Genomic DNA, 13,600 nt, shown 5'->3' with positions numbered 1-13,600 from the left:
AAGGCTGACAAGAAGAGGCTGGAACCGGAGAGAAAGAAAGGCCGGCCGGGACGACATACGTCCCGGCCGGCCTCAAGCCTGACGGCTGAACGAGCAGCCGCGTCAGCGGATGTTGTCCACGTCGACCAGGTCGACCCGGACGTTGCGACCGCCGAGGGCGCCGACCACGGTGCGCAGTGCGCGTGCCGTGCGGCCGCCCCGGCCGATCACCTTGCCGAGGTCATCGGGGTGCACGCGCACCTCGATGGTGTTGCCCCGCCGCAGGTTGCGCGAGCGCACCTGCACTTCATCGGGGTGCTCGACGATGCCCTTCACCAAGTGGTCGAGGGCGTCCTCGATCACGATCAGGCCTCGGCGGCGGCGTCGGCCTCAGCCTCGGCCTTGTCCGACTTCTTGGCCTTCGGGGTGATGGCGACACCGGTGGTGGCGTCCTCGAAGCCGGCGACGGCCTTGGCGAACAGGTGCGAGAAGTCCTCGACCTTCGGCGCGGCGACCTTCAGCGGCTCCGGAGCCGGCAGGCCCTTGAACTTCTGCCAGTCGCCGGTCAGCTTGAGGATGGCGAGCACCGGCTCGGTCGGCTGGGCGCCGACGGACAGCCAGTACTGGGCGCGGTCGCTGTCGACCTCGATCTTCGAGGGGTCGTAGGTCGGCTGGTAGATGCCGATCTCCTCGATCGCGCGACCGTCACGCTTGGTGCGCGCGTCGGCGACGACGATGCGGTAGTGCGGGGAGCGAATCTTGCCGAGACGCTTGAGCTTGATCTTGACTGCCACGGGAGTGGATTCTCCTGGTGTTGACGTGGGTGAGCAGCCCTGCCGTCGCGTGGGGTTGCGGGGCGGGCCGTTCAAGGGACACGCCAGCCGTAGGAGAGAGGGGTCCTGTCTCGGCTGCCGAGTACTCAGCTGTCCATTCTGCCATACCGGCGCGAACCGCCTTCACCCGGCCGCCACCACCAGGCCGTCTTCACCGCCGCCAGCCACCCGACGGCCGCCCGACGGCCCCGGCAACAGGCCCGACCGGGAGCCCTCGCCCCCGGTCAGCCCGACACACATCGGCCGCCCGCTCGGTAGAGCCGATCGGTAGAGCCACTCGACAACTCAATGGGCCGATCGGCCGATTACTCCGGCCGGACGTGCTGCCCGCACAGCCGCCGGCCGGTTCTCCAAGCTATGCGATCTTGAACGGCTGCTGGCACGCGCCGCAGACGATGGACGCCTGCGCGAGCACCGACGGCACGACCCGGACGTTCCGCCCGCAGCCGCAGACCGCCTTGACCCGGACGCCGCCCCCGGAGGAGCCGTGCCGGGCGGCCGGACCGCGGAAGGCGCGCGTCACGCCATCACCGGCCACCGCCTCCTGGTGGGCGCCGAGGGCCCGGTCCAGGCGTTCGATGGTGTCGGCGTACCGCTCCTGCGTCTCCTTGAGCATGGTCACCTGGGAGAAGCCGCTGCTCGCGTGCGGTTCGACCGGGTGCGCCAGGCCGAGCTCGGAGGCGAGCAGCAGGAAGCGCCGGTTGTGGTAGCGGCCGGCGCGCGAGGTGTCCCGGATGTCCCGGGCCGCGGCCAGACCGTGGGCGGCCTCGTGGAGGAGCCGCTCGAAACCGAGCCGGGTGCCACAGGCCGAGGAGGATTCACCGATCAGCGCCTCGGGCGAGGCGAGGTCGGGGAGGTCCTGATGGAAGGCCTGGATGTCACTCCAGGCGGCGGCCAGTTCGGCCGCGAGAACGAGGGGCTGTGTCGTGCTCACGCTAGACCAACGATGCAGTGGGAGCCAATGTTCCGCGTGTTCTCGCTCTCCGGGAATTCCCAGGGAACTCTCAGGAATGCACGACCGCGCGCGAATTGCGCGTTCCGGATCTGACGCAAGACCAACCCCCTGCAGGTTTCGGCCCGTCGCAACTCGCCGAGCCTCGTATTTTCCGTCCGGGCGCGGGCTGTCGCCCCCAGGACGTACGGCCCGTGGTCCTGCCGAGTTGACAGGGCCACGGGCCGTACACCGTACCGCTATTCCGTTAATACTGGCAGTTGACTGGCCAGTAGCGATGTCAACAGGTGAGACGGTCTCTGGATACTTACAGCCCGTATTCTCAGCAGGCGTTGTCAGCAACCATCAGCACGCATCGGCGGCTGTCGACATCCGTCGGCTTCTGCCGGTTTCCGTCGGTTTCCGCTGTCAGTAGGCGCGCGCGACGATCGCGATATTGCCGTCCTGGTCGTCCGTCTGCGGCACCGATCCGTCGGCGGCGACAATGCAGCGCACCGAGACACCCTGCTCGGCCAGCTTGGCCTCGCCCTCCGGGCCCAGCTCGGCCCAGGAGATCCGGCCCCAGCCGGTGGCGGCGGCCTCGACGGCCTCGTCGAGGTTGGTCACGTCCACCGTGCGGGCCTCGCGGCGCTCGCGGGACTGGCGCAGCAGCAGCGCCTGGTCCTCCTCCAGGACGCCGGGCACCAGCTCCGCCAGGCCGTCGATGGAGACCGGCTCCTTGCCACCGGGGATACGGCGGGCCAGCATCGCGGTGCCGTTCTCCAGGTCGCGCGGGCCGACCTCGATGCGCAGCGGCACGCCCTTGAGCTCCCAGTCGACGGCGCGGCGGCCGAACGGGGTGTCGGTGCGGTCGTCGACGACCACGCGGATGCCGGCGGCCTCCAGCCGGGCGCCGATCTCGCGGACCTTGGCGATCACCGCGTCGTCGCCCTTGATGGCGAGGACGACGGCCTGGACGGCGGCCAGGCGCGGGGGAACCCGCAGGCCGTTGTCGTCGCCGTGGGACATGATCAGGCCGCCGACCATACGGGTCGAGACGCCCCAGGAGGTCTGCCAGACGTACTCGCGCTCGGCGCCCTGGAGCTGGTAGGTGGTGTTGAACGCCTTGGCGAAGTTCTGGCCCAGCTCGTGGCTGGTGCCCATCTGCAGCGCCTTGCCGTCGCCCATCATGCCCTCGAGGGTGAGGGTGTTGATGGCGCCGGCGAAGCGCTCCTTGGCGGTCTTGCGGCCGAGCACGACATCGATGCCGAGCACATTGGTCATGAAGTCGCCGTAGACGTCCGTGTGGATCATCGAGGCGTAGTCACGGGCGTCCTCGTAGCCGGCGTGGGCGGTGTGGCCCTCCTGCCAGAGGAACTCGGTGGTGCGCAGGAAGATGCGCGGGCGCAGCTCCCAGCGGACCACGTTGGCCCACTGGTTGATCAGCAGGGGCAGGTCGCGGTGGCTCTGGACCCACTTGGAGAAGTACTCGTTGATGATCGTTTCGGAGGTCGGCCGGACCACGATCGGCTCGTCCAGCTGCTTGCCGCCGCCGTGGGTGACCACCGCGAGCTCGGGGGCGAAGCCCTCGACGTGCTCGGCTTCCTTGGTCAGGTAGGACTGCGGGATGAACATCGGGAAGTAGGCGTTCTGTGCGCCGGCCTTCTTGATGCGGGCGTCCATCTCCTGCTGCATCCGCTCCCACAGGCCGTAGCCGTACGGTCGGATGACCATGGTGCCGCGCACCGGACCGTTGTCGGCCAGCTCGGCCTTGTTGATGAGGTCCTGGTACCAGCGCGGGAAGTCGTCCGCCTGGGGGGTGAGAACGGGTGCCTTTGCCATGGGGCGAATGGTACGGGGAGCGAGGCCCTGACTTCGAATCCGTTCTGCGGGACCGGTCGGCCTCCGGAGCGCCCGGGCCCGCCAGGGGGCGCACGACCGCGACACGCGCGCACCACCCCGCACCCCTCTGGACGCCACGCCCGAGCCGCTGTTCGCTGGAGTGGGGCGGGACTTTGGGGGAGCCGTAGCAGCACACCGAAGGACCGGATGGGAGGCCGCGATGGCTTCAGCTCGGACGACCGGCACGACCGTACGACCCACGGGCGCACGCCCGCACGACCCGCACGACCCACCGCGCGCGATCGCGTGGCCCACGCGGGCGCGCGACTGGGCGGAGATCCAGGAGCGCATGCTGGTGCCGCTCTACGAAGCCGTCTACAGCCGGTTGGAGGTCGGCCCGGCGACCAGCGTCCTGGGCCTCGGCTGCCGGTCCGGCCTGGCGCTGCTGCTGGCCGCCGGGCGGGGCGCGCAGGTCTCCGGTCTGGAGCCGCAGGACGAGCTGCGCGAGCTGGCCCGGGGCCGCCGGCTGCGGGTCGGAGCCGGTGCCCGGCCAACGACGGCCCTCCCCCACTCGGCCTATTCGCTGGTGACCGTTTTCGAGCAGCTGCCCGGATCCGCCGACCCGGCCCGGGTGGTGGCCGAGGCGGCCCGGCTGACGCTCCCCGGCGGGCACGTGGTGCTGGCCGCCTGGGGCCCGCCGGAGCGCTGCGAGAGCGCGTCCGTCCTGGACGTGGCCCGCCGGATGGCCGGCCGTACCACCGCGCGTGACCCGTTCGAGCTGAGTCCGCCCGGCGCGCTGGAGGATCTGCTCGCCGGCGCCGGTCTGCACCCGGCCGGCAGCGGCCGGGTGAGCTGCCCGTTCGCCTACCCGGACCTGGACAGCGCGGTGCGCGGGCTGCTCTCCACCGGCCTGTACGAGGCGGCGGCGGAGTTCTCCGGGCTGCCGCTGGTGGCCAAGGAACTGGAGGAGGCGCTGGCCCCGTACCTGCGCCCGGACGGCTCGGTCCGCATGGAGAACCTCTTCCGCTACCTGGTCGCCGAGCAACCCCGGTAGCCCGCCGAGCGAAAGAGCCCGCCGCGCGAACGAAAAGGGCGCCCGCCACCCGGCGAGCGCCCTCACTCGAACGGCTCACGCCTGGTCGAGCGACTTCCGCGGCACCCCGGCGGCCCGGTAGGCCGCCTCCTCGTCCAGCGTCTCGGCCTCCAGCAGCGCCGCCGCCAGCGCGTCCAGCCGGGCCCGCTGCTCGGTCAGCAGCCGCACCGCCTCCTCGTAGCACTCGGCGACGATCCGCCGGGCCTCCTCGTCCACCGCGTCCAGCGTGGTCGGTGCGGCGGACAGCCCGTACGCGCCCTGTGGGTCGGCGGGGACGGCGGTGAGCCGGCCGACCCGCTCGCTCATGCCCCAGCGGCCTGCCATGCCCCGGGCGATGTTGGTGACCTGCTCCAGATCGCTCTCCGCGCCGGTGGTGATCACGCCGTAGACGACCTGCTCGGCGGCCATCCCACCGAGCGCGCCGATGATCCGGCCGCGCAGATAGGCCTCGGTGTAGGAGTAGCGGTCGGTCTCGGGGGTGGAGAGGGTGACGCCGAGCGCCCGCCCGCGCGGCACGATGGTGATCTTGCGGACCGGATCCGCGCCCGGCTGGAGCATCCCGAGCAGTGCGTGGCCGCTCTCGTGGTACGCGGTGCGCTCACGCTCGGACTGCGGCATCACCAGTGGGCGGACGGCGCCGAGCTGGACCTTCTCCAGCGCGTCCGAGAGGTCGCGCTCCCCCACCGCGTCCTGCTTCCGCTTGACGGCCAGCAGGGCGGCCTCGTTGACCAGGTTGGCCAGTTCGGCGCCGGTCATGCCGGGGGTGACCTTGGCCAGCTGGTTGAGGTCGGTGTCCCCGGCGAGCGGGACGGTCCGGGTGTGGATGCGCAGGATGGCGGCCCGTCCGTTCCGGTCCGGCGGGCTGACGGTGATCCGCCGGTCGAACCGGCCGGGGCGCAGCAGGGCCGGGTCGAGCACCTCCGCCCGGTTGGTGGCGGCGATGACGATGACGCCCTCGGAGCCGGTGAAACCGTCCATCTCGGTGAGGATCTGGTTGAGCGTCTGCTCGCGCTCGTCGTGGCCACCCATGCCGCCGCTGCCGCCGCGCTGGCGGCCGATGGTGTCGATCTCGTCGATGAAGATGATCGCCGGGGCGACCTTGCGGGCCTCGGCGAAGAGCTCGCGGACCCGGCTGGCGCCGACGCCGACGATCATCTCGATGAACTCGGAGGCGGAGGCGGAGAAGAACGGCACGTTCGCCTCACCGGCGACGGCCCGGGCGAGCAGGGTCTTCCCGGTGCCGGGCGGGCCGGAGAGCAGCACGCCGCGCGGCATCTTGGCGCCGAGCCGACGGTACTGCTCGGGGTGTTTGAGGAAGTCGACCACCTCGGTGAGTTCGGCCTCGACCTCGTCGATACCGGCCACGTCGGCGAAGGTGGTGCGGGTGCCGGCGTCACTGGTGACCGGTTTGGGCGGGGCCTTGCGGCCGAGCGCGCCGGCGCCCATGCCACCGGCCATCCGGCGGGCGAGCAGCACCCAGATCAGGATCAGCAGCAGCATCGGGGCGAGCGAGATCAGCAGGTTGGCGAGGAAGCTGCGCTGCTGGACCACCGGCGAGGCGGTGACCTCGACGCCGTGCTGCTGGAGGGCGGTCCAGAGGTTGTCCCCGGCGAAGACCGGCCGCTGGGTGTCGAACTCGGTGTAGGTGCCCTTGGCGCCGTCCGGCTTGGGCTCGGCGCTCTTCAGGGTGCCCTCGATGGAGTCGCCCTTGGAGTAGATCTTGGTGACGTTGCCCTTGTTCAACTGGTTGTCGAACTCGGTGTAGGAGATCGTGGTGGCCCCGGCGTTGCCGAAGAAGGACAGCAGCAGGTCGGAGATCAGGAACACCACGAGCGCGGTGAGGACGAGGCCCGGCCAGCCGCCGGGCATCCTGCGGCGCGGAGGCGGCGGAGGCGGGGCGCCCTCGGACCGCCAGGGCTGGTCGGGGGTCTGGCGCGGCGGTACGGGATCGGTCACCCGTCGGACAATACGGACATCCGCTCGGGTGATCCAACCGCAACGCCGCGCCCGGACGCCGCTGAGCAGGCCCTACTCCCCCAGGCCGGGCCACTCCTCGGCGGTCATCGCGAACCGCTCGTGGTCCCGCCAGGCCCCCTGCAGGTACAGCATCCGCGGGGTGGAGCCCTCGTGCCGGAAGCCCAGCCGCCGGGCCAGCGCGATCGAGCGCTCGTTGTCCGGCTGCACGTTGATCTCCAGCCGGTGCAGGCCGAGCCCGCCGGAGGCCTGCGGGGCGAAGCAGCGGTCCAGCACCAGCCGCATGCCCTCGGTCATCCGGCCGGTGCCGGCGAACGGCAGGTACGAGTCGTAGCCGAGCGCGCCGTTGCAGAACCGGCCCATCACGATGTTGGCGACGTTCACCTTGCCGACCAGCCCACCGCTGGCCCGGTCCACGATCAGGAAGGTCCGCAGGCCGGCGCCCTGGCGCTCCAGGAGTTCCGGCAGCCCGTCCGGCTCGACCGGGTTCCACCGCCCGATGTGGTCGGCGGACCGTCGGACTGCCTCGGCGTACGCAGCTTCGTCCCCTGCCCGCGGGGCCCTGATCGTCACTCTCACGGCACCATCATCGGACATACGAACGGCCCACCGCCCCGGCGGTACCGGGAGGCGGGCCGTTCGCGGCGCCCTGGTTCGGGGAGGCGGGCCGTTCGCGGCGCCTCGGTTCCGCACCGGCCGCAGGGTCTACAGCAGGTCCTTGAACTCCTTGGGCAGCTCGAAGTCGGCCGGGCCCTTGCCCGCGCCGAGGCCGAACGCGCCGCCGCCGTCGGCCGGGGCCTGGCCGGCCCCCGGGCCCAGGGCGCGGCGCTGGGCGGCCGCGGCCTCCTCCTGCGCGCGCTTCAGCGGGTTGCCGCTCTTGCGCTTGCCCTTGGCCTGCGGGGCCTTCTTGGCGGACTTCTTCGAGCCGCCGCCCATGCCCGGGATCCCCGGCATGCCGGGCATGCCCTTGCCGGAGGCCATCGCGGACATCATCTTGCGGGCCTCGAAGAACCGCTCGACCAGGTTGTTGACCTCGCCGACGCCGACGCCCGAACCCTTGGCGATGCGCAGCCGGCGCGAGCCGTTGATGATCTTCGGGTCGGTCCGCTCGGCCGGGGTCATCGACTTGATGATGGCGCCGACCCGGTCGACGTCCTTGTCGTCGATGTTGTTGATCTGCTCGCGGATCTGGCCCATGCCGGGCAGCATGCCCAGCAGCTTGGAGATCGAGCCCATCTTCCGGACCTGCTCCAGCTGGTCCAGGAAGTCGTCGAGCGTGAAGTCCTTGCCGCCGCCCTGCAGCTTGGAGGCGATCTTCTCGGCCTCGGCCTGCGAGAAGGTCTGCTCGGCCTTCTCGATCAGCGAGAGCACGTCGCCCATGCCGAGGATGCGCGAGGCCATCCGGTCGGGGTGGAAGGCGTCGAAGTCGTCGACCTTCTCGCCGTTGGAGGCGAACATGATCTGCCGGCCGGTGACGTGCGCGACCGACAGGGCGGCACCACCGCGGGCGTCGCCGTCGAGCTTGGAGAGCACCACACCGGTGAAGTCGACGCCGTCGAGGAAGGCCTGCGCGGTGGTGACCGCGTCCTGGCCGATCATCGCGTCGACGACGAACAGGACCTCGTCCGGGTTGACCGCGGCCCGGATGTCGGCGGCCTGCTGCATCAGCTCGGCGTCGATGCCCAGGCGGCCGGCGGTGTCGACGATGACGACGTCGTACTGCTTCTGCTTGGCGTACTCGATCGAGTCCCGGGCGACCTGCACCGGGTCGCCCACGCCGTTGCCCGGCTGCGGGCCGTAGAAGGCCACGCCCGCGCGGTCGGCGACGACCTGGAGCTGGTTGACGGCGTTGGGGCGCTGGAGGTCGCAGGCGACCAGCAGCGGGGTGTGCTTCTGCGTCTTCAGCCAGTGGCCGAGCTTGCCCGCGAGGGTGGTCTTACCGGCACCCTGGAGACCGGCGAGCATGATCACCGTCGGGCCGTTCTTGGCGAACTTCACCCGGCGCGTCTCGCCACCGAGGATGGCGATGAGCTCCTCGTTGACGATCTTGATGATCTGCTGCGCGGGGTTCAGCGCGCCGGAGACCTCGACACCGAGTGCCCGCTCCTTGACCTGCTTGATGAAGGCCCGCACGACCGGCAGCGCAACGTCCGCCTCCAGCAGCGCGATGCGGATCTCGCGGGCGGTGGCGTCGATGTCCGCCTCGCTGAGGCGGCCCTTGCCCCGGAGGTTCTTGAACGTCGCTGCGAGGCGATCGGAAAGGGTGTCGAACACGTCGTCGCGGGTCCTCTGCGGCATCGGTATCGGTACGGTCGTCGCCCCCCAGGGTATCCGGCCGCCCCGGGTACGGTCTCCACCCGGGTTCACCCGGTGTTCAGTACGCCGTTCGGCCGGTGCTCGGCCCGGCGTCCGGTCCTCGGACCAGCGCGGCCCGCACGGCCGCCGCCACCTCCCCGGCCCGCCGGGCCGAGAGCGGCCGGCCCGCCGCGTCGGTCAGGTAGAAGGAGTCGACGGCGTCCGCGCCGAGCGTGCTGACGTACGCGGTCCTGACCCGGACACCGGCCCCGTCCAGCGCCCGGCCGATCCGGTGCAGCAGGCCGGGGGCGTCATGGGCGCGGACCTCCAGCACCGTCGCGGTGGCCGAGGCCGCCGCGGGCGCAACCGCGACCAGCGGCGGCGGGGTGGGGATGCCGGGTCGGCGCGGGGTGGCCGCGTCACGCTCGGCGAGCCGGCGCGAGACGTCCAGTGAACCGTCCAGCGCCCGGCGCAGATCGGCCCGCAGCCGGGCCGCCTCCGGCAGCTCGCCGAACTCGGCGGCCACCGTCCAGGAGAGCAGCAGCACCGCGCCCGCGCCGATCGGGTCCAGCTCGCGCAGGCCTGCCGAGCGGACGGTCAGCCGGTGCAGCGCGAGCACCCCGGCGACCGTGCCGAGCAGACCCGGCCGGTCCGGTACGGCCAGGGTCAGCCGGACGCCCATCGGTTCGGTGCCCGCCGGCCCGGCACCCTCCCGGCCCGGCCCCGGGACCTCCGGCCCGGCCTGGGCCAGCAGCGTGAGCGCCGGCCCGCCGGTCCGGGCGGCCTCCACCGCGAGCCGCTCCTGCTCCGCGGTCGGCTCGGCCTCCGCCCGGCCCGGCTGCCCGCCGGCCAGCTGGGCCGCGGCCCGGGCGGCCAGGCCGTCCACCAGCGAGGCCCGCCAGCTGCTCCAGGCGGCGGGGCCGGTGGCGGTGGCATCGGCCTCGGTCAGCGCGTGCAGCAGCTCCAGCCGCGCCGGGGTGCCGACCGCCTTGGTGATCGCCTCCACGGTGGCCGGGTCGTCCAGGTCCCGCCGGGTCGCGGTCTCCACCAGGGCCAGATGATGGCGGACCAGCACCGCCAGGGTCTCCGTGTCGTCCTCGTCGAAACCCATCCGGACGGCCACATCGCGGACGATCACCTCACCCGCCTCGCTGTGGTCGCCGGGCAGGCCCTTGCCGAGGTCGTGCAGCAGCGCGGCGACCAGCAACAGGTCGGGTCTGGCCACCCGGCGGGTCATCGCGGCGGCCCGGACCGCCGTCTCCACCAGGTGCCGGTCCACCGTCCAGCGGTGCACCGCGTTGCGCTGCGGCCGGCAGCGCACCCGCTCCCAGTCCGGCAGCAGCCGGGTGATCAGCCCCTCCGCCTCCAGCGCCTCCCAGACCGGGATGCACGCCTCGCCCGCGCCCAGCAGGGTGACCAGCTGCTCGCGCGCCTCGTCCGGCCAGGGCACCGGCAGCGGACGGCACTCGGCGGCCAGCCGGCGCACCGTCGCGTACGAGACGGTCACCCCGTTCTGGGCGGCGGCGGCCGCGGCGCGCAGCGGCAGCACCGGATCGGCGGCCGGGCGGGCACCCTGGGCGAGCACCGCCTCGCCGTCCTGCTCGACCACGCCCTCGGCGAGCGGGCGGCGCCGGACCGCGCCCCGGGCCACCGCGCCGGCGCCGCGCCCGGCGCCGGTGAAGGGGAAGGAGAGCCGCGACGACCGCCGGCCCCGGGCGGAGCGGGCGGCGAGCACCCGGTCCACCGCCCGCCAGGTGACATCGCTCGCGTAGGCGACGGTGCGGGCGGCCTCGTACACCTGGCGCAGCAGGGTGTCGGCGTCCAGCACCCCGAGCCGCTCGGCCACCTGGTCCTGGTCCTGGAGGCTGAGCCGCTCGGTGGCCCGGCCGGTGGCCAGGTGCAGGGCGTCGCGTACGTCGGCCAGCCGCAGCGCGGCGGCGTCCAGACCGTCCCGGGGGGCGTCGGCCAGCCAGCTGGCGGCGATCGCGTCGAGTGTGACCACGTCGCGCAGGCCGCCCCTGGCCTCCTTGAGGTCGGGCTCCAGCAGGAAGGACAGCTCGCCGTGCCGCTCGGCCCGCTCCCGGGCGAGTTCGCGCAGCTCGGGCAGGCGCCGGGGGGCGCTCGCGCGCCAGTCGCCGAGGACGGCGGAGCGCAGGGCCTCGGTGAGCGCCGGGTCCCCGGCGATGTGCCGGGCGTCCAGCAGGCCGAGCTGGGCCTTGAGGTCGGCGGCGGCGACGGTCCGGGCCTGGGCGAGGGTGCGCACCGAGTGGTCGAGGGCGGCGCCACTGTCCCAGACGGGGTACCAGATGCGCTCGGGCAGCTCCGGGTCGAGCGGGCCGTCGTGCAGCAGCAGCACGTCGAGGTCGCTGCGGGGCGAGAGTTCGCCGCGTCCGTAGCCGCCGACGGCGACCAGGGCGACGCCGGCCGGGGCGCCGGCCGCCGTGAGCAGGCCGCCCAGCCAGTCGTCGGTGAGCGCGGCCAGCGCGGTGCGGCGGGCGTCACCGGTGGGACCGGGGGCGGCCAGCAGCCCGGCCCGGGCGGCGGCGTAGTCGGCGGGCGGGCCGGTCCCCTGGTGCCCGTCGCCGGGTGAGGGGGGAGGAGAGGTCTCGGCGGTCATACGGGTCCCCGTCCGTCGTCCTGGACTGATGCGCCGTCAGCGGACCGGCGACCACCGGGTGGTCGCGGGCCCGCCCGCGGGTTGATCGAGCTGAATGCTAGAGGGCGTCGGGGCCGCGCTCGCCGGTGCGGACCCGGACGGCCGTGTCGACCGGGACGCTCCAGACCTTGCCGTCGCCGATCTTTCCGGTTCGGGCGGCCTTCACCAGGACGTCGATCAGCTGATCGGCGTCCTCGTCCTCGACCAGCACCTCGATCCTGGCCTTGGGCACCAGGTCCACCTGGTACTCCGCGCCCCGGTAGACCTCGGTGTGGCCGCGCTGGCGGCCGTAGCCGCTGGCCTCGATGACGGTCAGGCCGTGCACTCCGAAGGCCTGCAGGGCGGCCTTCACGTCGTCCAGGCGGTGCGGCTTGATGACTGCGGTGATCAGTTTCACTGGGCATCGGCCCCGTTCTTCTCGGCGGCCTCGGCGACGGACTCGACCGCGGCGACCACGGCCGCGGCGGGGGCGGGAGCGGGAGCGGTCCTGGCCAGACCGGCGACCACGGCCGCGGCGGGCGCCGGGGCGGGGGAGGTCCGGAGCGGGTCGGCCACCACGACCGCGGCGGGAGCGGAGACAGCGACGGAGACCGGTACGGAGACGAAGGCGGTCCTGGCCAGGCCGGCGCCCATCGCGCTGAAGTCGTAGGCGGATTCGGCGTGCTCGGCCTGGTCGATGCCGGCGAGCTCGACCTCGTCGGCGACCCGGAACCCGACCGTGCGGTCGATCGCCTTGGCGAGCAGCCAGGAGAGCACGAAGGAGTACCCGCCGACCACCGCCACGCCCATCGCCTGCTTGCCGAGCTGTCCCGGGCCGCCGCCGTAGAACAGGCCCTTGGCGGTCTGGCCGACCGTGCCGGTGGCGAAGAGGCCGACCAGCAGCGAGCCGATCGCGCCGCCGACCGCGTGCACACCGACCACGTCGAGCGAGTCGTCGAAGCCGAAGCGGTACTTGAGGCTGATCGCGGCGGCGCAGACCGCACCCGCGACCAGACCGATCGCCACCGCGCCGAGCGGGCTGACCGAGCCGCAGGCGGGGGTGATGGCGACCAGGCCGGACACCGCGCCGGAGGCGGCGCCCAGCGTGGTGAACGCGCCGTGCCGCAGCTTCTCGTAGACCAGCCAGCCGAGCAGCGCGGCCGCCGTGGCGACCTGGGTGTTGACCAGCGCCATCGCGGCGACGCCGTTGGCGGCCAGCGCCGAACCGGCGTTGAAGCCGAACCAGCCGAACCAGAGCAGCCCGGAGCCGAGCATCACCAGCGGCAGGCTGTGCGGGCGCATCGGGTCCTTCCGGAAGCCGATCCGCCTGCCCAGCACCAGACAGAGGGCCAGACCCGCGACGCCCGCGTTGATGTGCACGGCGGTGCCGCCGGCGAAGTCGATCACGCCGTTGCGGTCGCCGAGCCAGCCGCCCTTGCCGCCGTCGAAGAAGAACACCCAGTGCGCGACCGGGAAGTAGACCACGGTCACCCAGAGCGCGATGAACAGGCCCCAGGCGGCGAATCTGGCGCGGTCCGCGACGGCGCCGCTGATCAGGGCCGGGGTGATGATCGCGAACATCAGCTGGAAGGCGGAGAACGCGGTGACGGGGATCGTCCCGGTGAGGTCGTCCAGGCCGATGCCGTGCAGGCCGAGGAAGTCCAGGTTGCCGATCAGGCCGGCACCCGCGTCGGGGCCGAAGCTGAGCGAGTACCCGTAGAGGACCCAGAGCACGCTGACGATGCCGAGCGAGAGAAAGCTCATCGCCAGCATGTTGAGCGTGCTCTTGGCCCTGACCATGCCTCCGTAGAAGAAGGCCAGGCCCGGGGTCATCAACATGACCAGGGCCGCACTGATGAGCACGAAGGCGGTGTCGCCCGCGCTGAAGCCGTCCGGCATCGGCGTCTCCTCATGGTGGAAGCCGCTCCACACCCGGGTTACCCGTGTACCCGGGGTGTCGGCGATGAGATGGAGCGTGCCGAAGGCCGGTTTCAGCCGGTGCGGCCCGTTGTTTCGCG

11 protein-coding genes are annotated in these 13,600 nt (G+C 72.6%); 1 reads left to right on the top strand and 10 read right to left on the bottom strand.

Annotated features, from left to right (window positions below):
- Positions 1-102 precede the first annotated feature (102 nt).
- From ACIP82_RS32430 to proS, 4 genes are all read right to left on the bottom strand, one after another.
- Positions 103-342, bottom strand: a complete 240-nt coding sequence (locus tag ACIP82_RS32430; RefSeq protein WP_030056773.1) for an RNA-binding protein — start codon at positions 340-342, stop codon at positions 103-105.
- A 2-nt stretch (positions 343-344) separates the two neighbouring features.
- A complete protein-coding gene (gene rpsP, locus ACIP82_RS32425; protein ID WP_363608934.1) occupies positions 345-773 on the bottom strand; it encodes a 30S ribosomal protein S16 in 429 nt (142 codons plus the stop codon).
- A gap of 394 nt (positions 774-1,167) precedes the next feature.
- Positions 1,168-1,746 (bottom strand): hypothetical protein, encoded by a 579-nt coding sequence (locus ACIP82_RS32420; protein ID WP_400658689.1) that lies wholly within the window; start codon positions 1,744-1,746, stop codon positions 1,168-1,170.
- A gap of 426 nt (positions 1,747-2,172) precedes the next feature.
- Positions 2,173-3,585, bottom strand: coding sequence for a proline--tRNA ligase (proS, locus tag ACIP82_RS32415; RefSeq protein WP_400658687.1), 1,413 nt, complete (start codon positions 3,583-3,585; stop codon positions 2,173-2,175).
- A gap of 220 nt (positions 3,586-3,805) precedes the next feature.
- Between proS and ACIP82_RS32410 the strand changes: the two genes are divergently transcribed.
- Positions 3,806-4,639 carry a class I SAM-dependent methyltransferase gene (locus ACIP82_RS32410; RefSeq protein WP_400658685.1) on the top strand — a complete coding sequence of 278 codons (834 nt, stop codon included), beginning with the start codon at positions 3,806-3,808 and terminating at the stop codon, positions 4,637-4,639.
- Between the two features lie 75 nt (positions 4,640-4,714).
- On the opposite strand, the gene ftsH is transcribed toward ACIP82_RS32410, so the two are convergent.
- The 6 genes from ftsH to ACIP82_RS32380 all read right to left on the bottom strand — a co-directional run bounded on the left by ftsH (position 4,715) and on the right by ACIP82_RS32380 (position 13,481).
- Positions 4,715-6,634 (bottom strand): ATP-dependent zinc metalloprotease FtsH, encoded by a 1,920-nt coding sequence (ftsH, locus tag ACIP82_RS32405; protein ID WP_363608928.1) that lies wholly within the window; start codon positions 6,632-6,634, stop codon positions 4,715-4,717.
- A 72-nt stretch (positions 6,635-6,706) separates the two neighbouring features.
- Positions 6,707-7,249 (bottom strand): GNAT family protein, encoded by a 543-nt coding sequence (locus ACIP82_RS32400; protein ID WP_363608926.1) that lies wholly within the window; start codon positions 7,247-7,249, stop codon positions 6,707-6,709.
- A gap of 108 nt (positions 7,250-7,357) precedes the next feature.
- On the bottom strand, positions 7,358-8,926 hold the full coding sequence (gene ffh, locus ACIP82_RS32395) for a signal recognition particle protein (RefSeq protein WP_363608996.1): 1,569 nt from the start codon (positions 8,924-8,926) through the stop codon (positions 7,358-7,360).
- A gap of 100 nt (positions 8,927-9,026) precedes the next feature.
- A complete protein-coding gene (locus ACIP82_RS32390; protein ID WP_400658682.1) occupies positions 9,027-11,564 on the bottom strand; it encodes a [protein-PII] uridylyltransferase in 2,538 nt (845 codons plus the stop codon).
- A gap of 97 nt (positions 11,565-11,661) precedes the next feature.
- Positions 11,662-12,000, bottom strand: a complete 339-nt coding sequence (locus ACIP82_RS32385; protein ID WP_363608924.1) for a P-II family nitrogen regulator — start codon at positions 11,998-12,000, stop codon at positions 11,662-11,664.
- Entirely contained in the window at positions 11,997-13,481 is a 1,485-nt protein-coding gene (locus tag ACIP82_RS32380; RefSeq protein ID WP_400658679.1) for an ammonium transporter, read from the bottom strand. Before ACIP82_RS32380 ends, ACIP82_RS32385 begins: the two co-directional genes overlap by 4 nt.
- Positions 13,482-13,600 lie beyond the last annotated feature (119 nt).

The sequence above is a fragment of the Kitasatospora sp. NPDC088548 genome (assembly GCF_044753005.1).
Classification (GTDB): domain Bacteria; phylum Actinomycetota; class Actinomycetes; order Streptomycetales; family Streptomycetaceae; genus Kitasatospora.
Note: the sequence above shows the minus strand (reverse complement) of the source record. Positions and strands in the feature narration are given on the sequence as shown.

Bases quoted from the DNA above. Each gene is read 5' to 3' on its own strand.
- ACIP82_RS32400 (WP_363608926.1), bottom strand. From the start codon at position 7,249: ATGTCCGATGATGGTGCCGTGAGAGTGACGATCAGGGCCCCGCGGGCA.
- ACIP82_RS32380 (WP_400658679.1), bottom strand. From the start codon at position 13,481: ATGCCGGACGGCTTCAGCGCGGGCGACACCGCCTTCGTGCTCATCAGT.
- ACIP82_RS32410 (WP_400658685.1), top strand. From the start codon at position 3,806: ATGGCTTCAGCTCGGACGACCGGCACGACCGTACGACCCACGGGCGCA.
- ACIP82_RS32390 (WP_400658682.1), bottom strand. From the start codon at position 11,564: ATGACCGCCGAGACCTCTCCTCCCCCCTCACCCGGCGACGGGCACCAG.
- proS (WP_400658687.1), bottom strand. From the start codon at position 3,585: ATGGCAAAGGCACCCGTTCTCACCCCCCAGGCGGACGACTTCCCGCGC.